The organism is Streptomyces sp. NPDC051740 (assembly GCF_044453165.1).
GTDB classification, from domain to species: domain Bacteria; phylum Actinomycetota; class Actinomycetes; order Streptomycetales; family Streptomycetaceae; genus Streptomyces; species Streptomyces atrovirens.
Genome location: NZ_JBITCL010000001.1, coordinates 603,139 through 625,211, shown reverse-complemented (window position 1 = coordinate 625,211; position 22,073 = coordinate 603,139). Strand labels below are relative to the sequence as shown.

The 22,073-nt window shown below is 70.0% G+C and carries 18 protein-coding genes; 13 read left to right on the top strand and 5 right to left on the bottom strand.

Going from position 1 to position 22,073, the window contains the following annotated elements; all coding sequences use genetic code 11:
* Positions 1-248: 248 nt before the first annotated feature.
* The 3 genes from ACIA6T_RS02940 (at position 249) to ACIA6T_RS02930 (ending at position 5,463) form a co-directional block, all read left to right on the top strand.
* Positions 249-1,472, top strand: a complete 1,224-nt coding sequence (locus ACIA6T_RS02940) for a sensor histidine kinase (protein WP_399444767.1) — start codon at positions 249-251, stop codon at positions 1,470-1,472.
* A 26-nt stretch (positions 1,473-1,498) separates the two neighbouring features.
* Entirely contained in the window at positions 1,499-2,182 is a 684-nt protein-coding gene (locus ACIA6T_RS02935) for a response regulator (RefSeq protein WP_399444766.1), read from the top strand.
* A 164-nt stretch (positions 2,183-2,346) separates the two neighbouring features.
* Entirely contained in the window at positions 2,347-5,463 is a 3,117-nt protein-coding gene (locus ACIA6T_RS02930) for an efflux RND transporter permease subunit (RefSeq protein ID WP_399444765.1), read from the top strand.
* 66 nt (positions 5,464-5,529) lie between these two features.
* Here the strand turns inward: ACIA6T_RS02930 and nadA are convergent, their stop codons facing one another.
* A complete protein-coding gene (gene nadA / locus ACIA6T_RS02925) occupies positions 5,530-6,714 on the bottom strand; it encodes a quinolinate synthase NadA (RefSeq protein ID WP_399444764.1) in 1,185 nt (394 codons plus the stop codon).
* A gap of 298 nt (positions 6,715-7,012) precedes the next feature.
* On the opposite strand from nadA, the gene erpA reads away from it, so the two are divergent.
* On the top strand, positions 7,013-7,369 hold the full coding sequence (gene erpA / locus ACIA6T_RS02920) for an iron-sulfur cluster insertion protein ErpA (RefSeq protein WP_073935599.1): 357 nt from the start codon (positions 7,013-7,015) through the stop codon (positions 7,367-7,369).
* 87 nt (positions 7,370-7,456) lie between these two features.
* On the opposite strand, the gene ACIA6T_RS02915 is transcribed toward erpA, so the two are convergent.
* Together ACIA6T_RS02915 and ACIA6T_RS02910 are read right to left on the bottom strand one after the other, a co-directional pair.
* Positions 7,457-9,217 carry a hypothetical protein gene (locus ACIA6T_RS02915; RefSeq protein WP_399444763.1) on the bottom strand — a complete coding sequence of 587 codons (1,761 nt, stop codon included), beginning with the start codon at positions 9,215-9,217 and terminating at the stop codon, positions 7,457-7,459.
* 162 nt (positions 9,218-9,379) lie between these two features.
* On the bottom strand, positions 9,380-9,595 hold the full coding sequence (locus ACIA6T_RS02910; RefSeq protein ID WP_399444762.1) for a hypothetical protein: 216 nt from the start codon (positions 9,593-9,595) through the stop codon (positions 9,380-9,382).
* Between the two features lie 129 nt (positions 9,596-9,724).
* On the opposite strand from ACIA6T_RS02910, the gene ACIA6T_RS02905 reads away from it, so the two are divergent.
* Entirely contained in the window at positions 9,725-10,699 is a 975-nt protein-coding gene (locus ACIA6T_RS02905) for a carbohydrate kinase family protein (protein WP_399444761.1), read from the top strand.
* Positions 10,700-10,912: 213 nt separating this feature from the next.
* Here the strand turns inward: ACIA6T_RS02905 and ACIA6T_RS02900 are convergent, their stop codons facing one another.
* On the bottom strand, positions 10,913-12,301 hold the full coding sequence (locus ACIA6T_RS02900; protein WP_399444760.1) for a cysteine desulfurase/sulfurtransferase TusA family protein: 1,389 nt from the start codon (positions 12,299-12,301) through the stop codon (positions 10,913-10,915).
* Between the two features lie 274 nt (positions 12,302-12,575).
* Here ACIA6T_RS02900 and coxB point away from each other — a divergent pair, with 274 nt between their 5' ends.
* The 4 genes from coxB to ACIA6T_RS02880 all read left to right on the top strand — a co-directional run bounded on the left by coxB (position 12,576) and on the right by ACIA6T_RS02880 (position 17,067).
* Positions 12,576-13,535: a cytochrome c oxidase subunit II gene (coxB, locus tag ACIA6T_RS02895; RefSeq protein ID WP_399444759.1), complete on the top strand. Its 960-nt coding sequence runs from the start codon at positions 12,576-12,578 to the stop codon at positions 13,533-13,535.
* Complete coding sequence (gene ctaD, locus ACIA6T_RS02890) at positions 13,532-15,271, top strand: cytochrome c oxidase subunit I (RefSeq protein WP_399444758.1); 1,740 nt, start codon at positions 13,532-13,534, stop codon at positions 15,269-15,271. The genes coxB and ctaD overlap by 4 nt, the downstream gene beginning before the upstream one ends.
* Entirely contained in the window at positions 15,268-15,666 is a 399-nt protein-coding gene (locus ACIA6T_RS02885; RefSeq protein WP_361743743.1) for a cytochrome c oxidase subunit 4, read from the top strand. Before ctaD ends, ACIA6T_RS02885 begins: the two co-directional genes overlap by 4 nt.
* A 117-nt stretch (positions 15,667-15,783) precedes the next feature.
* Entirely contained in the window at positions 15,784-17,067 is a 1,284-nt protein-coding gene (locus tag ACIA6T_RS02880) for an Ig-like domain-containing protein (protein WP_399444757.1), read from the top strand.
* 95 nt (positions 17,068-17,162) lie between these two features.
* On the opposite strand, the gene ACIA6T_RS02875 is transcribed toward ACIA6T_RS02880, so the two are convergent.
* Positions 17,163-17,564, bottom strand: a complete 402-nt coding sequence (locus ACIA6T_RS02875) for a hypothetical protein (protein WP_399444756.1) — start codon at positions 17,562-17,564, stop codon at positions 17,163-17,165.
* Positions 17,565-17,802: 238 nt separating this feature from the next.
* On the opposite strand from ACIA6T_RS02875, the gene ACIA6T_RS02870 reads away from it, so the two are divergent.
* From ACIA6T_RS02870 to ACIA6T_RS02855, 4 genes are all read left to right on the top strand, one after another.
* Positions 17,803-18,414 (top strand): heme-copper oxidase subunit III, encoded by a 612-nt coding sequence (locus ACIA6T_RS02870; RefSeq protein WP_385059205.1) that lies wholly within the window; start codon positions 17,803-17,805, stop codon positions 18,412-18,414.
* Positions 18,415-18,497: 83 nt separating this feature from the next.
* A complete protein-coding gene (locus tag ACIA6T_RS02865; RefSeq protein WP_399444755.1) occupies positions 18,498-19,310 on the top strand; it encodes a c-type cytochrome in 813 nt (270 codons plus the stop codon).
* Positions 19,307-20,365, top strand: a complete 1,059-nt coding sequence (locus ACIA6T_RS02860) for a Rieske 2Fe-2S domain-containing protein (protein WP_399444754.1) — start codon at positions 19,307-19,309, stop codon at positions 20,363-20,365. Before ACIA6T_RS02865 ends, ACIA6T_RS02860 begins: the two co-directional genes overlap by 4 nt.
* Positions 20,362-21,999 (top strand): cytochrome bc complex cytochrome b subunit, encoded by a 1,638-nt coding sequence (locus ACIA6T_RS02855; RefSeq protein WP_399444753.1) that lies wholly within the window; start codon positions 20,362-20,364, stop codon positions 21,997-21,999. Before ACIA6T_RS02860 ends, ACIA6T_RS02855 begins: the two co-directional genes overlap by 4 nt.
* Positions 22,000-22,073 lie beyond the last annotated feature (74 nt).

The following is a 22,073-nucleotide window of genomic DNA, read 5'->3' as shown; positions in this document are numbered from 1 at the left end:
TGCCGCAGGGCGGCACGGGTGGGCGCGGCGGCGCCCCGTGAGCGCCGGGCCGCGTAACCCCACCCGGGCCGGATCATCCCCGGTCGCCACCCGCAGCATCGTGCCGTCACTGCGGGCAATCGTGCCGCAGGGCGGCACGGGTGGGCGCGGCGGCGCCCCGTGAGCGCCGGGCCGCGTAACCCCACCCGGGCCGGATCATCCCCGGTCGCCACCCGCACCGGCGCCCACCCCGGCTACCGTAAACAGCCGTGAGCACCCTGACCCGCGCCCGGTGCCGAGCACAGGCACACCCCTTCGCACTGGACGCAGCCCTCGCCGCAGGCGTCCTCATATGCATGGTCGCCGGCTCCTTCGTCGAGCCCCACGGCCCCGAGGGCGTCAAGTGGGGCCTGCGCACCCCCGACCCGCTCAGCCTCGTCCTCATGACCCTCGGCGCCGCGGCGCTGGTCTTCCGCCGCCGCGCCCCCCGTACGGTCCTCGCCCTCGCCGGCGGCTTCTCCGTCGCGGAGTCCGTCACCGGCGACCCCCGCGCCCCCGTCGCCATGTGCGCCGTGCTCGCGCTCTACACCGTCGCCTCCACCACCGACCGCCCCACCACCTGGCGGATCGGTCTGCTCACCATGACCGTCCTCACCGGAGCCGCGATGGCGGTCGGCCCCCTGCCCTGGTACGCCCAGGAGAACCTGGCGATCTTCGCCTGGACCGGCATCGGGGCCACCGCCGGGGACGCCGTCCGCAGCCGCCGCGCCTTCGTCCAGGCCATCCGGGAACGCGCCGAACGGGCCGAGCGGACCCGCGAGGAGGAGGCCCGCCGCCGCGTCGCCGAGGAGCGCCTGCGCATCGCCCGCGATCTGCACGACGTGGTCGCCCACCACATCGCCCTGGTCAACGTCCAGGCCGGAGTCGCCGCCCACGTCATGGACAAGCGGCCCGACCAGGCCAAGGAGGCCCTCGCCCACGTCCGCGAGGCCAGCCGCTCCGCGCTCGGCGAGCTGCGGGCCACCGTAGGCCTGCTGCGCCAGTCCGGCGACCCGGAGGCCCCCACCGAACCCGCGCCGGGACTGGACCGCCTCGACGAACTCACCGGCACCTTCCGCAGCGCCGGACTGCGCGTCGAGGTCGCCCGCGGAGACGAGGGCGCCGACCTGCCCGCAGCCGTCGACCTGGCCGCGTACAGGATCATCCAGGAGGCCCTGACCAACGTGCAGAAGCACGCCGGCACCGACGCGCGGGCCGAGGTCAGCGTCGTACGCGTCGGACCCCACATCGAGATCACCGTCCTCGACGACGGCACCGGCGAGGAGCAGGACCACACCCCCGGCGGCGGGCACGGACTGCTCGGCATGCGTGAACGCGTCACCGCGCTGCGCGGCACCCTCACCACCGGCCCCCGCTACGGCGGCGGTTTCCGCGTCCATGCGATCCTGCCCGTCAAGACCCGTACGTCCGCCGCTCAGGACAGCGGCCCGTGACCACCGATCACCCCGCTGGAGCCCGTATGACGATCCGTGTCCTGCTCGCCGACGACCAGGCACTGCTGCGCAGCGCCTTCCGGGTGCTCGTCGACTCCGAGCCGGACATGGAGGTGGTGGGTGAGGCGTCCGACGGCGCGGAGGCGGTCCGGCTGGCCCGGGAGCGGCGTGCCGACGTCGTCCTCATGGACATCCGGATGCCCGGCACCGACGGACTCGCCGCCACCCGCATGATCAGCGCGGACCCGGAGCTCGCCGGCGTCCGGGTGGTGATCCTGACGACCTTCGAGGTCGACGACTACGTGGTGCAGTCGCTGCGGGCCGGCGCCTCCGGCTTCCTCGGCAAGGGCTCCGAGCCCGACGAGATGCTGAACGCCATCCGGATCGCCGCCGGGGGGGAGGCCCTGCTGTCCCCGGTGGCCACCAAGGGCCTGATCGCCCGCTTCCTCGCCCAGGAGGGCGCGTCCGGGGCCGACCACGACCCGGCCCGCGCCGAGCGGCTCGAGTCGCTCACCGTGCGCGAGCGCGAGGTGCTGGTCCAGGTCGCCGGCGGCCACTCCAACGACGAGATCGCCGAACGCCTGGAGGTCAGCCCGCTCACCGTGAAGACCCACGTCAACCGGGCCATGGCCAAGCTGGGCGCCCGCGACCGGGCCCAGCTGGTGGTCACCGCCTACGAGTCGGGGCTGGTCCGTCCAAGGGTGGAGTGAGCTCCACGGGGCGTACTGCGACGGGAGTATGCGCCGCATAAGGGATGGGACCTCGGGGCTACGGATCGGCCCCCGTCCATGGCCCAGGGTGTAGAGCGGGCGCCCACTCGTGCGCGCGCCCGCTTGCCGGACTTCTGCCGCTCCACGGAAAAGAGACCCTGACCATGTCCTGGCTGTCCAGATTCAGCCTCGCGCAACGGGCGCTGATCGGACTGATGTCGATCATCGCGCTCGTCTTCGGGGCGATCGCGATACCCCAGCTCAAACAGCAGCTGCTGCCGACCATCGAACTGCCCATGGTGTCCGTGATCGCCCCGTACCAGGGCGCCTCCCCGGACGTGGTCGAGAAGCAGGTCGTCGAACCCATCGAGGACAACCTGGAGGCCGTCGACGGCATCTCCGGCGTCACCTCGACGGCGAGCGAGGGCAACGCCGTGATCATGGCGTCCTTCGACTACGGCAACGACACCCAGCAGCTCGTCGCCGACGTCCAGCAGGCCGTCAACCGGGCCGGCGCCCGTCTCCCGGAGGACGTCGACCCGCAGGTCGTCGCCGGCTCCACGGACGACATGCCGACCGTGATCCTCGCCGTCACCTCCGGCAAGGACCAGCAGGCGCTCGCCGACCAGCTCGACCGGACCGTGGTGCCCGCGCTGGAGGGCATCGACGGCGTCGGCCAGGTCACCGTGGACGGCGTGCGCGACGTCCAGGTCACCGTCACCCCCGACGACGCGAAGCTGGCGAAGGCCGGTCTCACCTCGCAGTCGCTGTCGACGGCCCTCCAGGCCGGTGGCGCGACCGTCCCGGCCGGCTCCTTCGACGAGGAGGGCGCCAACCGCACCGTCCAGGTCGGCGGCGGCTTCACCTCGATCGAGCAGATCGAGGACCTGATGGTCACCGGCGAGCCCGGCAAGGGGAAGCCGGTCCGCCTCGGGGACGTCGCCACGGTGAAGGAGGAGGAGGCCAGGGCCGACTCCCTCACCCGCACCAACGGCAGGCCCAGCCTCGCCGTGATGGCGACCATGGACCACGACGGCAGCGCGGTCGCCATCTCGGAGGCCGTCGAGGAGAAGCTGCCCGACCTGCGCGAGGACCTCGGTGACGGGGCCACCCTCACCGTCGTCAGCGACCAGGGTCCGGCGGTCTCCAAGGCCATCGAGGGCCTCACCACCGAGGGCGCGCTCGGTCTGCTCTTCGCGGTCCTGGTGATCCTGGTCTTCCTGGCGTCGGTCCGCTCGACCCTCGTCACGGCGGTCTCCATCCCGCTGTCCGTGGTGCTCGCCCTGATCGTGCTGTGGACGCGCGACCTGTCGCTGAACATGCTGACGCTGGGTGCGCTGACCATCGCCATCGGCCGGGTCGTGGACGACTCGATCGTCGTCCTGGAGAACATCAAGCGGCACCTCGGCTACGGCGAGGAGCGCCAGTCCGCGATCATGAACGCGGTGCGTGAGGTGGCCGGCGCGGTGACGTCCTCGACGCTCACCACGGTCGCCGTGTTCCTGCCGATCGGCCTGGTCGGCGGCATGGTGGGCGAGCTGTTCGGCTCCTTCAGCCTCACCGTCACGGCGGCGCTGCTGGCGTCCTTGCTGGTGTCGCTGACGGTCGTGCCGGTCCTGTCGTACTGGTTCCTGCGGGCCCCGAAGGGCACCCCGGAGGACGCCGAGGAGGCGCGCAGGATCGCCGAGGAGAAGGAGGCCAGGAGCCGCCTCCAGCGCTTCTACGTCCCCGTGCTGCGCTTCGCCACCCGGCGCAGGCTGACCAGCGTGGCCATCGCGGTCGTCGTGCTGATCGCCACGTTCGCCATGGCGCCGCTGCTGAAGACCAACTTCTTCGACGCGGGCGAGCAGCAGGTCCTCACCGTCCGGCAGGAGCTGGAGCCCGGCACCAGCCTGGCCGCGACCGACGCGCAGGCGGCGAAGGTCGAGAAGCTGCTCGGCGACACCGAGGGCGTCAAGGACCACCAGGTGACGATCGGCTCGTCCGGCTTCATGGCGGCCTTCGGCGGCGGTACGGACACCAACCAGGCGACGTACCGGGTGATGCTGGAGGACGACGCGTCCTCCGAGGACGTGACGGACAGCCTGGAGAAGGGCCTCGGCGGGCTCGACGGCATCGGTACCACCACCATCGCGGCCGGTGACGGCTTCGGCAGCCAGGACCTGAACGTCGTCGTCAAGGCGGCCGACGCGCAGGCGCTGCGCAAGGCGGCGGACCAGGTCCGCGACGCGGTGGCCTCCCTGGACGACGTCACGGACGTCACCAGCGACCTGGCGCAGAGCGTGCCCCGGGTCTCGGTGAAGGCCAACGACAAGGCCGCCGGGGCCGGTTTCAGCGACCAGACCCTCGGCGGGGCCGTCGCCCAGTCGGTGAAGGGCACCCCGGCCGCCAAGGTGGTCCTGGACGACACCGAGCGTGACGTCGTCATCCGTTCGGCGAAGCCGGCCACCACCGTGGACGAGCTGAGGAACCTGCGCCTGGGCGCGGTGAAGCTGGGCGACATCGCCACCGTCGAGGTGGTGGACGGCCCCGTCTCCATGACCCGGATCGACGGTCAGCGCTCGGCCACCGTCACCGCGAAGCCGACCGGCGACAACACCGGCGCGGTGGGCGTGGACCTCCAGAAGAAGATCGACGAGCTGAAGCTGCCGGCCGGCGCGACGGCGGAGATCGGCGGCGTGACCGAGGACCAGGACGAGGCGTTCCTCAACCTGGCCCTGGCGATGCTGGCCGCGATCGCGATCGTCTTCATGCTGCTGGTCGGCACCTTCCGGTCGCTCGCCCAGCCGCTGATCCTGCTGGTCTCCATCCCGTTCGCGGCGACCGGCGCCATCGGCCTGCTGCTGGTCACCGGCACCCCGATGGGCGTCCCGGCGATGATCGGCATGCTGATGCTGATCGGCATCGTGGTCACCAACGCGATCGTGCTGATCGACCTGATCAACCAGTACCGCAAGCAGGGCTACGGCGTCGTCGAGGCCGTGCTGGAGGGTGGCCGCCACCGTCTGCGGCCGATCCTGATGACGGCCCTGGCGACCATCTTCGCCCTGCTCCCGATGGCACTGGGCGTCACCGGCGAGGGCGGCTTCATCGCCCAGCCGCTGGCGGTCGTGGTGATCGGCGGCCTGATCACGTCGACCCTGCTGACCCTGCTGCTGGTGCCGACGCTCTACGCGATGCTGGAGCTCCGCAAGGAGCGGCGCGCGAAGAAGCGGGCGGCGAAGAAGGGTCTCCCCGCACAGGGGGAGGCTGCCCAGGAGCCGAAGCCGGTCCAGGTCTGACGTCCGGCCCGTACGACGAGGGGGCGCCCCGTGCACCGCACGGGGCGCCCCCTCACGTGTACGGTCCTACGGCAGCGCCAGCATCCGCTCCAGCGCCAGCTTCGCGAACGCCTCCGTCTCCTTGTCCACCTCGATGCGGTTGACAAGTGCGCCGTCTGCCAGCGACTCCAGCGCCCACACCAGGTGGGGGAGGTCGATGCGGTTCATGGTCGAGCAGAAGCAGACCGTCTTGTCGAGGAAGACGATCTCCTTGCCCTCGGACGCGAAACGGTTCGCCAGGCGGCGGACCAGGTTCAGTTCCGTGCCGATGGCCCACTTGGAGCCGGCCGGGGCCGCCTCCAGCGTCTTGATGATGTACTCCGTCGAGCCGACGTGGTCCGCGGCGGCGACGACCTCGTGCCTGCACTCGGGGTGGACCAGGACGTTCACGCCCGGGATGCGCTCGCGCACGTCGTTCACCGAGTCCAGGCTGAACCGGCCGTGCACCGAGCAGTGGCCGCGCCACAGGATCATCTTCGCGGCGCGCAGCTCGTCCGCCGTCAGCCCGCCGTTCGGCTTGTGCGGGTTGTAGACGACGCAGTCCTCCAGGGACATCCCCATGTCCCGCACCGCCGTGTTGCGGCCCAGGTGCTGGTCGGGGAGGAAGAGGACCTTCTCGCCCTGCTCGAAGGCCCAGTCCAGGGCCCGCCGGGCGTTGGAGGAGGTGCAGATGGTGCCGCCGTGCTTGCCGGTGAAGGCCTTGATGTCGGCGGAGGAGTTCATGTACGAGACGGGGACGACCTGCTCGGATATCCCGGCCTCGGTCAGCACGTCCCAGCACTCGGCGACCTGCTCGGCGGTGGCCATGTCGGCCATGGAGCAGCCGGCCGCGAGGTCGGGCAGGACCACCTTCTGGTCGTCGCCGGTGAGGATGTCCGCCGACTCGGCCATGAAGTGCACACCGCAGAACACGATGTACTCGGCCTGCGGGCGGGCGGCGGCGTCGCGGGCCAGCTTGAAGGAGTCGCCCGTGACGTCGGCGAACTGGATGACCTCGTCGCGCTGGTAGTGGTGGCCGAGCACGAAGACCTTGTCCCCGAGCTTCTCCTTGGCGGCGCGGGCGCGCTCCACCAGGTCCGGGTCGGACGGCGAGGGGAGGTCGCCGGGGCACTCCACACCGCGCTCGCTCCTCGGGTCGGCCTCACGGCCGAGCAGCAGCAGGGCGAGGGGCGTCGGCTGTACGTCGAGCTCCTGGGTCTGGGCGGTGGTCACGACACGCACCCTTTCTGTTCTGGCGACTTCTCGTCCGACTTCTCGTCGAAATGACGCTATCTATCATAACCGGTTCACGTCACTTTGACGAAGGGCCATAGCGTCCATGTGACGGGAATCCCTATGGGCGCCGATTCACCGCCGGAAGGGCCCACAAGGGCCGGTTTCCGCTTCGTACCGCGTGTGCGAGCATGAAGAGGGAGGCGAGGAAGACACGCGCCCGGCCCGGAATGAATCCGCGGTCCCGCCGGTTGCAACCGTCGGCAAGCAGTCTCCGTACAACCCGGGAGAGATGTAGATGTCCGTATCGGACGAGACCACCACCGTCACCGACGGCATCGTCCTGACCGACGCCGCCGCGTCCAAGGTCAAGGCCCTGCTCGACCAGGAAGGCCGTGACGACCTCGCCCTGCGCGTCGCCGTCCAGCCCGGCGGCTGCTCCGGCCTGCGCTACCAGCTCTTCTTCGACGAGCGCTCGCTCGACGGCGACGTGGTGAAGGACTTCGACGGTGTGAAGGTCGTCACCGACCGCATGAGCGCTCCGTACCTGGGCGGCGCCACCGTCGACTTCGTCGACACCATCGAGAAGCAGGGCTTCACGATCGACAACCCCAACGCCACCGGCTCCTGCGCCTGCGGCGACTCCTTCAGCTGAGCCGGGTCCCCACCTCGGGCAGCACGTGACGAAGGCGGCGGCCCCCTCCGAGGGGGCCGCCGCCTTCGGGCTCTCCTCCTCCCGGAGCTACCGGGTGGGCGGCGCCGGCAGCCGGGCACCGTCCTTCCACAGCGGGACCGGCTCGCCGTCCGTGCCCACGACCCCGCGGTCGCCGAGCGGGGCGTCCAGCCGCACCGTCTGCTGGTACTGCTTGGCGATCAGGATGCACACCTTGTCCGGCCAGGGCGTCTCGGTCACCCGCACCGTCACCCGGTCGCCCTTCTCGCTCGTCGTCGCCTCGTAGTCGGCGCACACGCCGCCCGTGAAGGTCACGGTCAGCTCGTCGCCCTCGGCGGTGTAGCCCTGGACGTCGACATCACGGGTGGACGGTGCCGCGGTCGGCTCGTCGCCGGGCTTCGTGGGCCGCGGGCTCGCCTCCCCGGACCCGGACCCGGACCCCGTCCGCGGGGCGAGGAACTCCGGGTCGACCGCCGGATACGTCACCGTGAAGGTGTCCTCCGCCCCCTGGGGCCGTACCTCGAACAGCCAGGACGGTACGAGCGCCGGCCGCCCGTCCACGGAGTGCGAGGCCAGCCCGAACACCGCGTCGCCGACCGTGACGGTGTCGCCCTTCGGCTTCGTCGCCGGGGCACACGGCTCCGGCCGCCCGTCCTCCGGCGGTACGGAACCGGCGCAGCCGCCGGTTCCCGCGCTCGGGCCGGCGTCCGGCGCCGCGTTCAGCAGCTTCAGCGCGTCGGCGGCGCTCACCACGGGGTAGGCGTCCCCCTTCACCGGCTCCGCGAGCCGGCCGTTGCCGCCGACCACCTCGCCCTCGGCGCCGACGACCACACCGGTCGTCCAGCCGTGGGTCGGCAGCCCGCCGACCTCGGGATCGGCGTTCACCACGCGCCTGCCGCCCATGGTCCGGCCCGCGTCGAGCTTCGCGTCGTCCTGACCCACCGCCTTCAGCACAGGCGCGGCGGCCTTCTTCGCGACGGACTCGCTCACGACCGGACCGCCCGTGGACGGGGCCGAGCACGTCGCGCCCTTGCAGTTGTCGCTGCCCGGGGTGTTCCGGCTGAACGTCCAGGAGCCGGGAGCCTCCCGGTCCACCCGCAGCGTGGGTCCCGAACCGTCCTTGCCGCCGATCCGCCAGGACCCGCCCTCCGCGACCGGCTTCCCCTCCAGCCCCAGGGCCTTCGCCAGCGCGACCACCCGGTCCTCGGTGACCTGCCCCCGGACGCGGTACACCGGTGCCGAACCGGGACCCTCCGGGAGTGAGCCGTCGGCGCGGTAGACGACGCCGTAGGGGTTGGGCTCGCCGGGGGCGATCCCGTTCGCGGCGCCCTCGGAGTGACCGTCCAGGGCGAGCGGCGGGGGAGTGGCGTCGCCGTTCGCCCCCGGAGTCGTACCGCCCCCGGAGTCCCCGGAACCACCGGAGGCGCCGGAGGCGAGGTAGGCCCCGCCGCCCCCGACCAGCAGCACGGCGGCGGCGACGGAGGCGATCAGCAGGGACGGACGCCGCCGTCCCGCCGCCGGCTCGTCGGCGTGTCCCTCCCGGGAGGGCGGGCCGCCGGCCCGGTGCTCCCCGACGACGGTCCCGTCCGCGCCGGACCCCGGCTCGTCCTCCGGGGCCTCCCCGGCGGGGGTGGCGTCCGCCTTCCCGGCAGCGGCGTCGGGCGCGCCGCCGGCCGGCCGTGCCGTACCCGGCTCAGGAGCGGCGGGTTCCCGCTCCTGCCGCTCCGGGGCGTCCGTCTCCCCGTCGTGGCCCGAAGCGCCCCCGGAGTCGGGCGCGCCGCCCGGGGCGGTGCGCGCCTCGTCGTCGTTGTCGGGTCGCTCGGTGTTCACCGCATCGCTCCTTCGGCTGCGCGACTGTCCCGGAAAGACCCTTCCCGGTCGTGCCGGGACCGCTCGTGGGTCGTATCCCGCATCCCCTTTACGGGGGACAGCGATGGGACGCAGCGGGGGAGCGCGCGGTTCCCCGAGGGCGCCGAACCGGCCGGAGCGGGCTCAGTCGCCGTACTCGGTCATCGCGTCCAGCAGCCGCGCCGAGCCGGGCGGCACGGTCACGCCGTGGATCGAGGACGGGGAGACCGGCCGGGCGGCCACCCGGCCGGGCACCGCCCAGTGGGGGACCATCCGGGCGCAGTCGCCGCGCAGCGACGCCAGGCCGCCTTCGAGGTCTGCCGGGGCGGGGGCGGGGGTATGGGCCCTGGGGTTCGTCATATCGGCACCGTACGCACGGAGAAGGTCACGAAGAAAGATCTACTATCGGGTAGTTTCGGCCGCTTCTGCGGGCACTCCCCAACCGGTAGCGTGAAGTGTCAAACCGCCTCCCTCAGGAGAATCCACGCCGTGCGCATCGCAGTCACCGGCTCCATCGCCACCGACCACCTCATGACCTTCCCCGGGCGCTTCGCCGACCAGTTCGTCGCGGACCAGCTGCACACGGTCTCGCTGTCCTTCCTGGTCGACAACCTCGACGTGCGCAGGGGCGGCGTGGGCGCGAACATCGCCTTCGGGATGGGCCAGCTCGGCACCCGCCCGATCCTCGTCGGAGCCGCCGGCTTCGACTTCGACGAATACCGCGCCTGGCTGGACCGGCACGGCGTCGACACCGAGTCCGTCCGTATCTCCGACACGCTGCACACCGCCCGCTTCGTGTGCACCACGGACGCCGACCACAACCAGATCGGCTCTTTCTACACGGGCGCGATGAGCGAGGCCCGGCTGATCGAGCTGAAGACCGTCGCCGACCGCGTGGGCGGCCTCGACCTGGTCTCCATCGGCGCGGACGACCCGGAGGGCATGCTCCGGCACACCGAGGAGTGCCGCTCCCGGGGCATCCCGTTCGCCGCCGACTTCTCCCAGCAGATCGCCCGGATGAACGGCGAGGAGATCCGGATACTGCTGGACGGGGCGACCTACCTCTTCTCCAACGAGTACGAGAAGGGGCTCATCGAGACGAAGACCGGCTGGAGCGACGCGGAGATCCTCGGCAAGGTGGGCCACCGTGTCACCACCCTCGGTGCGAGGGGTGTCCGCATCGAGCGGGCCGGCGAGGAGACGATCGAGGTCGGGTGCCCGGACGAGGAGCGCAAGGCCGATCCGACGGGCGTCGGCGACGCGTTCCGGGCGGGATTCCTGTCGGGGCTGGCGTGGGGGGTTTCGCTGGAGCGGGCGGCTCAGGTCGGTTGCATGCTGGCGACTCTCGTCATCGAGACGGTGGGGACGCAGGAGTACCAGTTGCGGCGGGGGCACTTCATGGAGCGCTTCATGAAGGCGTACGGGGACGAGGCGGCGGAGGAGGTTCGGGAGCACCTGGGCTGAGTCGGCGGGTGCGGGTGCGGGTGCGTGGGGGCCGGTCGCGCAGTTCCCCGCGCCCCTTGGAGGTGGCCCCTCCGAAGAGGCTGGGCCTCGTTTGTCTGGACGATGCGCAGTTCCCCGCGCCCCTGAAAGACGCGCAGTTCCCCGCGCCCCTGAAAGACGCGCAGTTCCCCGCGCCCCTGAAAGACGCGCGCTTCCCCGCGCTCCTGGAAGTGCTCAGCTGAGTCGGCGGACCGTGTAGGCCGTTGCCTGGTTCGCCGGTTCTTCGCCCACGTATTCCTGGCCGCGCATCTCGCACCAGGCCGGGATGTCCAGGCGGGCCGCCTCGTCGTCGGCGAGGACGCGGATCGTGCCGCCCACCGGGACGTCTCCGATGGCCTTGGCCAGTTCGATGACCGGGATCGGGCACCGTCGGCCCAGGGCGTCCACCACCAAGGCCTCGTTTTTCTCCTCCGTCGGGACGGGGCCGGTGGACACCGGCGCGCCGAGCTTCTCCCTCACCCCCGACACCACCTCCGGCAGGACGGACAGGAAGCGCTCGACGTCCTCCTCCCGCGTCCCCGACGGCAGCGAGACCCGGATGTTGCCCTCGCTGAGCACGCCCATCGCCCGCAGCACATGGCTCGGCGTCAGCGTGCTGCTCGTACAGGACGACCCGGACGACACGGAGAAACCGGCCCGGTCCAGCTCGTGCAGCACTGTCTCCCCGTCGACATAGAGACAGGAGAACGTGACGATGCCCGGCAGCCGCCGCTCCGGGTCCCCGACCACCTCCACGTCCCGCACCAGCCGCGGCACCCGCGCCCGGATCCGCTCCGTCAGTTCCCGCAGCCGCACCGCCTCCTCGGCGGCCTCCGCCCGCACCGCCCGCAGCGAAGCCGCCGCCGCGACGATCGCCGGCAGGTTCTCGAACCCGGCCGCCCGCCCCGACTCCCGCTCGTCCCGCGGCCCCTGGGGAGCGAACCGCACCCCTTTCCGTACGACGAGCAGCCCGGCCCCCGACGGACCGCCCCACTTGTGGGCGCTCGCCGCGAGCAGCGACCAGTCGCCCTCCACCGGCCCCCACCCCAGTGACTGGGCCGCGTCCACCAGCAGCGGCACCCCCGCAGCCCGGCACACCTCGGCCACCTCGGCCACCGGCTGCACGGTCCCCACCTCGTGGTTGGCCGACTGCAGACAGGCCAGCGCGGTGTCCGGCCGCAGGGCGTCCGCGTACCCGGACGGGCTCACGGCCCCCGTGCGCCCCACCGCGACCTCGCTGACCGATCCTCCGCCGGCCTGGTGGACTTCCGCCGCATGGAGCACAGAAGAGTGTTCGACCGCCGACACGATCAGGTGACCTCCGACGCGCCGCCGCCCGGCCAGCGCCCCCGCGATCCCGGAGTGCACCGCCCGCGTGCCGGACGACGTGAACACCAACTCGTCCGCCCGGCACCCCACCGCCTCCGCGACCGCCTCCCGCGCCGCGTCCAGCAGCAACCGGGCCCGCCGCCCCTCCCGGTACAACCGCGCCGGATCAGCCCACCCCTCGTCCAGAGAGGCCATCAACGCCTGACGGGCAACGGGATGAAGAGGAGCACCAGAGGCAGCATCGAAGTAGGACACACGGCAACGCTAACCCCCTCAGGGGCGCGGGGAACTGCGCGATCAACCACGACGGCGCCGCAGTCGCCACAAAGCCTGCACCCCCCGGATGATGAGGCGCTCGGTGTAACCCGCGGCGCGTACGGCACCCCTCCTCGCGAACCCCCGGAGGGCGTCGGCTAGGGTTTGGTCCGCATAAACATCCAAACCCCTGCCCGACGCAGGGCGGCGACCGACCAGCGAGAAGGCAGGCCGCAGCCAATCCGCGCGGGCGAGACTCTCGGGAAGGCGCTACGTGAGTCCCAACGGCTCCGACCGCTCGCCGCGGCGCCCGATGCGGCGGAAGCTGCTGCAGGCAATGACCGCGGGCCTGGTCCTGGCGACCGCCACCGGTTGCACATGGGAGGACTTCCCCCGCCTTGGTATGCCCACCCCCACCACGGAAGAGGCTCCGCGGATCCTCTCCCTGTGGCAGGGATCCTGGGCCGCCGCGCTCGTCGTCGGCGTGCTGGTGTGGGGCCTGATCCTGTGGAGTGCTTTCTTCCACCGGCGCAGCCGCACCAAGGTGGAGGTTCCTCCGCAGACCCGGTACAACATGCCCATCGAGGCGCTGTACACGGTGGTTCCGCTCATCATCGTCTCGGTGTTCTTCTATTTCACCGCGCGTGACGAATCCGAGCTGCTGAGGCTCGAGAAGAAGCCCGACGTCACGGTCAACGTGGTCGGCTTCCAGTGGAGCTGGTGCTTCAACTACGTCGAGAACGTCGACGGTTCCACGGGTGACGCCAAGAAGTCCAAGGAACTCGAGGCGATCCCGAACCGCTACAAGGACGCTTTCCCGGCCGACGCCGGCGGTGTCTACGACTGCGGTACCCCCGGTACGCGGAACCCGCAGACCAACAACCCGGGTCCCACCCTGTGGCTGCCCGAGGGCAAGCGGGTCCGCTTCGTGCTGACCTCGCGCGACGTCATCCACTCCTTCTGGGTGGTGCCGTTCCTGATGAAGCAGGACGTCATCCCGGGCCACACCAACGCCTTCGAGGTGACCCCCAACCGTGAGGGCACCTTCCTCGGCAAGTGCGCCGAGCTGTGCGGCGTCGACCACTCCCGGATGCTGTTCAACGTGAAGGTCGTCTCCCCCGAGCGCTACGAGCAGCACCTCAAGGACCTCGCGAAGAAGGGGCAGACCGGTTACGTTCCCGCCGGCATCGCGCAGACGAGCCACGAGAAGAACCGGGAGACGAACAACCTGTGAGCATCCTCAACGAACCCCAGGGTGCCGCCGTCGCAGCTGAGGACTCGTACGAGAACGAGCTGCCGGTACGGCGCAAGAGTCCCGGCAATGTCGTGGTGAAGTGGCTGACGACCACGGACCACAAGACGATCGGCACCATGTATCTGGTGACGTCGTTCGTGTTCTTCGTCATCGGTGGCGTGATGGCGCTGGTGATGCGCGCCGAGCTGGCCCGGCCGGGTCTGCAGATCGTGTCGAACGAGCAGTTCAACCAGGCGTTCACGATGCACGGCACGATCATGCTGCTGATGTTCGCGACGCCGCTGTTCGCCGGTTTCGCGAACTGGATCATGCCGCTGCAGATCGGCGCGCCGGACGTGGCGTTCCCGCGGCTGAACATGTTCGCCTACTGGCTGTACCTGTTCGGCTCGCTGATCGCGGTGGGCGGTTTCCTCACGCCGGACGGCGCGGCCGACTTCGGCTGGTTCGCCTACTCGCCGCTGTCGGACGCGGTCCGCTCGCCGGGCATCGGCGCCGACATGTGGATCATGGGTCTGGCCTTCTCCGGCTTCGGCACCATCCTCGGCTCGGTCAACTTCATCACCACGATCATCTGCATGCGCGCTCCGGGCATGACGATGTTCCGCATGCCGATCTTCACCTGGAACGTGCTGCTGACCGGTGTGCTGGTCCTGCTCGCCTTCCCGGTGCTGGCCGCGGCGCTGTTCGCCCTGGAGGCGGACCGCAAGTTCGGGTCGCACATCTTCGACTCGGCCAACGGCGGGGCGTTGCTCTGGCAGCACCTGTTCTGGTTCTTCGGCCATCCCGAGGTGTACATCATCGCGCTGCCGTTCTTCGGCATCGTCAGTGAGATCATCCCGGTCTTCTCCCGCAAGCCGATGTTCGGCTACATGGGCCTGATCGGCGCGACCATCGCCATCGCCGGCCTCTCGGTGACCGTGTGGGCGCACCACATGTACGTCACGGGCGGTGTGCTGCTGCCGTTCTTCTCCTTCATGACGTTCCTGATCGCGGTGCCCACCGGTGTGAAGTTCTTCAACTGGATCGGCACCATGTGGAAGGGGTCCTTGAGTTTCGAGACCCCGATGCTGTGGACGCTGGGCTTCCTGATCACCTTCACCTTCGGTGGTCTGACCGGTGTCATCCTGGCCTCGCCCCCGCTGGACTTCCACGTCTCCGACAGCTACTTCGTGGTGGCGCACTTCCACTACGTGGTCTTCGGCACCGTGGTGTTCGCGATGTTCGCCGGCTTCCACTTCTGGTGGCCGAAGTTCACCGGCAAGATGCTCGACGAGCGCCTGGGCAAGATCACCTTCTGGACGCTGTTCGTCGGCTTCCACGGCACGTTCCTGGTCCAGCACTGGCTGGGTGTCGAGGGCATGCCGCGCCGCTACGCCGACTACCTGGCCGCGGACGGCTTCACCGCCCTGAACACGGTCTCGACGATCGCCTCGTTCCTGCTGGGCATGTCGATGCTGCCGTTCTTCTACAACATCTGGAAGACGGCCAAGTACGGCAAGCCGGTCCGCGTCGACGACCCCTGGGGTTACGGCCGCTCCCTGGAGTGGGCGACCTCCTGCCCGCCCCCGCGGCACAACTTCCTCACCCTGCCGAAGATCCGCAGCGAGTCCCCGGCGTTCGACCTGCACCACCCCGAGATCGCCGCACTCGACGAACTCGAGAACGCCGGTCACGGTGAGAAGGCCCTCTCCGGCAGCAAGGAGGCCGGCAAGTGAAGATCCAGGGCAAGATGTTCATCTGGCTGAGCGTCTTCTTCCTCATCATGGCCGGGGTCTACGGCGTGTGGTCGAAGGAGCCGGTCGGTACCACCGCCCTCTTCCTGGCGTTCGGCCTGTCCATCATGATCGGCTTCTACCTGGGCTTCACGGCCCGGCGGGTCGACGTGGGCGCGCAGGACAACAAGGAGGCGGACGTCGCCGACGACGCCGGCGAGGTCGGGTTCTTCAGCCCGCACAGCTGGCAGCCGCTCTCCCTGGCCGTGGGCGGTGCCCTGGCCTTCATGAGCGTCGCGATCGGCTGGTGGCTGATGTACTTCTCGGCGCCGCTGCTCCTGATCGGCATCTGGGGCTGGGTCTTCGAGTACTACCGCGGTGAGAACCGCACCCAGTGACCCACGACGTCGAGGGGCCCGGACACTCCACCAGGAGGGTCCGGGCCCCTCGCCGTTCCCTCACCCGTTCGGGCCGTCCAGTGAGCCGAGGGCGGCGCGGGTTCCTAGCGTGAGGTCATGAGACGTACCAAGTCCCCTCGTGGCGCGGGCGCCGGGCGGAGCCGCGCAGCCGGCTGCACGCTGCTGGTGATCGCCCTCGGCGCGGGCGTCGCGGGCTGCTCCTCAGGCGGCGACCCGCTGTCCGCCGAACCCTACGACGCGGCGGACCGGATCTCCTTCGGCGGATCCGTCGAAACGGGCGGGGAGGCCGACCCCGACAAGCCCCTGGAGGTCGTCGCCGAGGACTCCGACGGGCGCATCACGGACGTCACCGCCGTGGACGCCTCGGGGCGCCACGTGACGGGCGAACTGGCCGCCGACGGCAGCCGCTGGCACAGCACCTCCCCGCTGGCCGCGGGCGCCCGGTACACGGTCCGGGTGAGCACCGAGGACGAGGACGGGGCGCCCGGCCGCAAGGTCCTCACCTTCACCACCGCCAAGTCGGCCGCCACCCGGCGCCTGACCGTCGCCTTCGGCCCCGGGGCGGGCACGTACGGCGTCGGCCAGCCCCTCACCGCCGAGCTGAGCGCACCCGTCAAGGACCGGGCCCAGCGAGCCGTCGTGGAGCGCGCCCTGAAGGTCGAGTCCACCCCCGCCGTGTCCGGCACCTGGCACTGGGTGGACGACAAGAAGCTGCACTACCGCCCCCAGGACTACTGGCCCGCCCACGCCACCATCGGCGTGCGCAGCACCCTGGAGGGCGTCAAGGTCAACGACCGGCTGCGGGGCGGCAGGTCCGCGCCCCTGACGATCCGCACCGGCGACCGGGTGATAGCCGTCACCGACGCCGCCACGCACCGGCTGACGGTCTACAAGAACGACGAGGAGATCAAGCAGATCCCCGTCACCACCGGCAAGCCCGGCTTCGAGACCCGCAACGGCGTCAAGGTCGTACTCGCCAAGGAACGCCTCGTACGTATGCGCAGTACCACCGTCGGCATCGCCGAGGGTTCGGCGGAGTCGTACGACATGGACGTCGAGTTCGCCACCCGGGTGACCTGGAGCGGCGAGTACGTGCACGCCGCGCCCTGGTCCGTCGGCTCCCAGGGCTACGACAACGTCAGCCACGGCTGCGTCGGCATGAGCACCGACGACGCGGAGTGGTTCTTCGACACCGTCCGCGAGGGCGACATCGTCAAGGTCGAGAACTCGGCCGGCGAAACGATGGAACCCTTCGGCAACGGCTACGGCGACTGGAACCTCGACTGGCCCAAGTGGCAGGCGGGCAGCGCCCTGGTGGGCACCGCCCCGAACGCCTCCAGTGAGGCGGAGCAGGCCAGGCTGAGGCCACAGACCGTGTGAATGCCCCGGGGGGGCAGCGCCCTCAGGGGCGCGGGGAACTGCGCGAACAACCCCCACCGGCCCGGGGCCGCCGAACCACGGACAGGTCCGCCCCCTCAGGCGCTCTGCAAATACTTCTGCCGCAGCAACGAAGCCAACGCCGAGGCGAACTCCACCGGCTCCACCGGCAGGGTCACCGCGGACTCGGCGCGACTCCACGTCGCCAGCCACGCGTCCTGCGGCCTGCCGATCAACAGAAGCACCGGCGGACAGTTGAACACCTCGTCCTTGATCTGCCGGCACATCCCCATGCCCCCCATCGGCACGGCCTCGCCGTCCAGTACGCACACATCGATGCCGCCCCGGTCCAGCTCGGCCAGTACGGCCGCCGGGGTCGCGCACTCCACGAACTCCACGACGGGCACGTCCGGCGCCGGCCGCCGCCCGGTGGCGAGCCGCACCTGCTCCCGGGTGTTGGCGTCGTCGCTGTAGACCAGCACCGTGGCGGTCGCCTGCATTGTTCCTCCACGCGTAAGAGAGAGGGCACGGCTCTGTCGGGAACTTCGGGTACCGATGGCGCGGATGCTACCCCTTCCGACCGCTTGTCAACACTGGTTCGGACACGCCTTCGAGACGGCTCCGAGACGGCTCCGGCACGGGCCCCGGATGGGCCATACGGGCAGTCCAGGAGGGCCGAACACACCGAACGGCACCCCCGGGAGTGAGGGCGGGATAAGCGACCGACATAATGTCGGCGTGGCGACAGCAACGACAGTAGATACCGGGCACGCGCACCCGTCGGTCAACCGACCGAACCTCACCAGCGTCGGAACCATCATCTGGCTGAGTTCCGAGCTGATGTTCTTCGCGGCCCTCTTCGCGATGTACTTCACTCTGCGATCGGTGACCGGACCCGACTTCTGGTCGGAGAAGGCCGACGCCCTGAACTTCCCGTTCTCGGCGACGAACACCACGATCCTGGTGCTCTCCTCCCTCACCTGCCAGCTCGGCGTGTTCGCCGCCGAGCGCGGTGACGTGAAGAAGCTCCGGGGCTGGTTCGTCGTCACCTTCATCATGGGCGCGATCTTCATCGGCGGTCAGGTCTTCGAGTACACCGAGCTGGTCAAGCACGAGGGCCTGTCCCTCTCCTCCGACCCGTACGGCTCGGCGTTCTACCTGACCACCGGCTTCCACGGCCTGCACGTGACAGGCGGTCTCATCGCCTTCCTGCTGGTCCTGGGCCGGACCTACGCAGCCAAGAGGTTCACCCACGAGCAGGCGACCGCGGCCATCGTCGTGTCCTACTACTGGCACTTCGTCGATGTCGTCTGGATCGGCCTCTTCGCCACGATCTACATGATCAAGTAGCCGGGCCCACATCCGCGCGCGCCCCCTTCCGGGCGCACCAACCAGAAGCATCGACGCAGAAGATCCTGACACCGGGGTAATCCGTGAAAAAGCTCTCCGCACGACGACGCCATCCGCTGGCGGCGCTCGTCGTCCTACTCCTCGCGCTGGCATGCACCGGGGGGCTCTACGCCGTGTTCGCACCCGCGGGCAAGGCGCAGGCCGACGAAACCGCCCAGTCCCTCACGATCGAGGAGGGCAAGAAGCTCTACTCGGTCGGCTGCGCCAGCTGCCACGGCACCGGCGGTCAGGGCACGTCCGACGGCCCGAGCCTGGTGGGCGTGGGCGCCGCGGCCGTCGACTTCCAGGTGAGCACCGGCCGTATGCCGGCCGCCACCTCGCAGGCCGCGCAGGTCCCGGACAAGCCGGCCGTCTACACGCAGGCCGAGATCGACCAGCTGGCGGCGTACATCGCCTCCCTGGGCGCCGGCCCGGCCGTCCCCACCGCCGAGCAGTACGGCCCCGAGGGCGCCGACATCGCCAAGGGCGGCGAACTGTTCCGCAACAACTGCGCGCAGTGCCACAACTTCACCGGCAAGGGCGGTGCGCTCACGCACGGCAAGTACGCCCCCACTCTTGAGGACGTCGCTCCCAAGCACATCTACGAGGCCATGCTCACCGGCCCGCAGAACATGCCCTCCTTCCCCGACAGCACGCTGACGGAGCAGAACAAGAAGGACATCATCGCGTACCTGGGCGAGGTCAACACCGACGAGTCCGAGAGCCCGGGCGGCATGTCGCTGGGCGGGCTGGGCCCGGTCAGCGAGGGCCTGTTCGGCTGGATCTTCGGTCTCGGCGGCCTGATCGCCGTCGCCGTGTGGGTCGCCGCTCGGACCGCAAAGGCCAAGAAGTCATGAGTAGCCAAGACATCCCCGAAGAGAACCTGCCCGCAGCGCGGGACACCACCCACGGCGCAGTGAGGGTCGCGGACGAGAAGAACCCGTTCGCCGACCCGGGCCTGCCGCCCCACGAGCACCGGATCCAGGACATCGACGAGCGGGCCGCCAAGCGGTCCGAGCGCGCGGTCGCCCTGATGTTCACGCTGTCGATGCTGGCCACCATCGGCTTCATCGCCTCGTTCGTGGCGATCCCGGTCGAGAAGATCGTCTACATCTTCCCGCTGGGCCACATCAGCGCCCTGAACTTCGCGCTCGGCGTGACGCTCGGCATCGCCCTGTTCGCCATCGGCGCGGGCGCGGTCCACTGGGCCCGCACCCTGATGTCCGACGAGGAACTGGCCGACGAGCGGCACCCGATCGAGGCCTCGCCCGAGGTCAAGGCGAAGGTCATGGACGACTTCCGCCAGGGTGCCAAGGAGTCGGCGCTCGGCCGGCGCAAGCTGATCCGCAACACCATGTTCGGCGCCCTCGCCCTGTTCCCGCTCTCCGGCGTCGTGCTGCTGCGCGAGCTCGGGCCGCTGCCCGAGACCAAGCTGCGGCACACCCTGTGGGGCAAGGGCAAGCTGCTCGTCAACATGAACACCAACGAGCCGCTGCGGCCGTCCGACCTCATCGTGGGCTCGCTGACCTTCGCCAAGCCCGAGGGCCTGGAGGAGCACGACCACGGCTTCCAGAACGAGATCGCCAAGGCTGCCCTGATGCTGGTCCGTATCCAGCCGGACGACATCAAGGACAAGCAGTCGCTCGAGTGGTCGCACGAGGGCATCCTCGCGTACTCGAAGATCTGCACCCACGTCGGTTGCCCGATCTCCCTGTACGAGCAGCAGACGCATCACGCGCTGTGCCCCTGCCACCAGTCCACCTTCGACCTTTCCGACGGTGCCAAGGTCATCTTCGGCCCCGCCGGTCACCCGCTGCCGCAGCTGCGCATCGGCGTGAACGACGAGGGTTACCTCGAAGCGCTCGGCGACTTCGCAGAGCCCGTCGGTCCTGCCTTCTGGGAGCGCGGATGAGTACTACGACGACCCCCGAGTCCCGCTCGCGCGGGAAGGCACCGGCCGGCGAGCGCGTCGCCGACTGGGCCGACGGCCGGCTGGGGATCTACTCCCTGGCCAAGGCCAACATGCGCAAGATCTTCCCGGACCACTGGTCCTTCATGCTGGGCGAGATCTGCCTCTACAGCTTCCTCATCATCATCCTCACGGGTGTGTACCTGACGCTGTTCTTCCACCCGTCGATGAACGAGGTGGAGTACCACGGCAGCTACGTCCCGCTGCAGGGACAGCTGATGAGCGAGGCCTACAAGTCGACGCTGGACATCAGCTTCGACGTCCGTGGCGGTCTGCTGATCCGGCAGATCCACCACTGGGCCGCGGTCATCTTCCTGGCCGGCATGTTCGTGCACATGATGCGCGTCTTCTTCACCGGCGCGTTCCGCAAGCCGCGTGAGATCAACTGGCTGTTCGGCTTCCTGCTGTTCGTCCTCGGCATGTTCACCGGTTTCACCGGTTACTCGCTGCCGGACGACCTGCTCTCCGGAACCGGTGTCCGCTTCACCCAGGGCGCGATCCTGTCCGTGCCGATCGTCGGCACGTACATCTCGATGTTCCTGTTCGGCGGAGAGTTCCCCGGCACCGACTTCGTCGCCCGGTTCTACTCGATCCACATCCTGCTGCTGCCGGGCATCATGCTCGGCCTGGTGGTCGCCCACCTGATCCTGGTCTTCTACCACAAGCACACGCAGTTCGCGGGTGCCGGACGGACCAACAAGAACGTCGTGGGCATGCCGCTGCTGCCGGTCTACATGGCCAAGGCGGGAGGCTTCTTCTTCCTGGTCTTCGGCTTCACCGCCCTGATCGCCGGCATCGCGTCCATCAACCCGATCTGGGCCCTGGGCCCGTACCGTCCGGACATGGTCTCCACGGGCGCCCAGCCCGACTGGTACATGGGCTTCGCCGAGGGCCTGGTCCGCGCCATGCCCGGCTGGGAGATCAACCTCTGGGGCCACACCCTGGTCCTGGGCGTCTTCGTCCCGCTGGTGATCTTCGGTCTCTTCCTGGCGATCATCGCGCTCTACCCGTTCATCGAGTCCTGGATCACCGGGGACAAGCGCGAGCACCACATCCTGGACCGGCCGCGCAACGCGCCGACCCGTACGGCCTTCGGCGTCGCCTGGGTCACGGCGTACATCATCATGCTGATCGGTGGTGGCAACGACATCTTCGCCACCCACTTCCACCTGTCGATCAACGCGGTCACCTGGTTCGTCCGCATCGGCTTCTTCGTGGGACCGGTCATCGCGTTCGTCGTCACCAAGCGGATCTGCCTCGGCCTCCAGCGCCGGGACAAGGACAAGGTGCTGCACGGCCGCGAGTCGGGCATCATCAAGCGCCTGCCGCACGGTGAGTTCATCGAGGTGCACGAGCCGCTCAGCCAGGAGCAGATGTACACCCTCACCGCGCACGAGCAGTACAAGCCGGCCGAGATCGGCCCGACGGTCGACGAGAACGGCGTGAAGCGCAAGGTGAAGGCGACCGAGAAGCTGCGCGCCAAGCTGAGCAAGGGCTACTACGGCGAGGACGCCCAGATCCCGAAGCCGACCGTCGAGGAGTACAAGGAGATCACGAGCGGCCACGGCCACCACTGATCACCTTCAGCGCCTCACCCCAGTCGCCACACGACGGCGAAGGGCCCCCGTCCGTTCTGCGGACGGGGGCCCTT

Excerpts from the sequence above, each read along its gene's own strand:
- ACIA6T_RS02875 (WP_399444756.1), bottom strand. The coding sequence starts at position 17,564 with ATGCAGGCGACCGCCACGGTGCTGGTCTACAGCGACGACGCCAACACC.
- ACIA6T_RS02855 (WP_399444753.1), top strand. The coding sequence starts at position 20,362 with ATGAGTACTACGACGACCCCCGAGTCCCGCTCGCGCGGGAAGGCACCG.
- ACIA6T_RS02935 (WP_399444766.1), top strand. The coding sequence starts at position 1,499 with ATGACGATCCGTGTCCTGCTCGCCGACGACCAGGCACTGCTGCGCAGC.
- ACIA6T_RS02860 (WP_399444754.1), top strand. The coding sequence starts at position 19,307 with ATGAGTAGCCAAGACATCCCCGAAGAGAACCTGCCCGCAGCGCGGGAC.
- ACIA6T_RS02930 (WP_399444765.1), top strand. The coding sequence starts at position 2,347 with ATGTCCTGGCTGTCCAGATTCAGCCTCGCGCAACGGGCGCTGATCGGA.
- ACIA6T_RS02910 (WP_399444762.1), bottom strand. The coding sequence starts at position 9,595 with ATGACGAACCCCAGGGCCCATACCCCCGCCCCCGCCCCGGCAGACCTC.
- ACIA6T_RS02880 (WP_399444757.1), top strand. The coding sequence starts at position 15,784 with ATGAGACGTACCAAGTCCCCTCGTGGCGCGGGCGCCGGGCGGAGCCGC.
- erpA (WP_073935599.1), top strand. The coding sequence starts at position 7,013 with ATGTCCGTATCGGACGAGACCACCACCGTCACCGACGGCATCGTCCTG.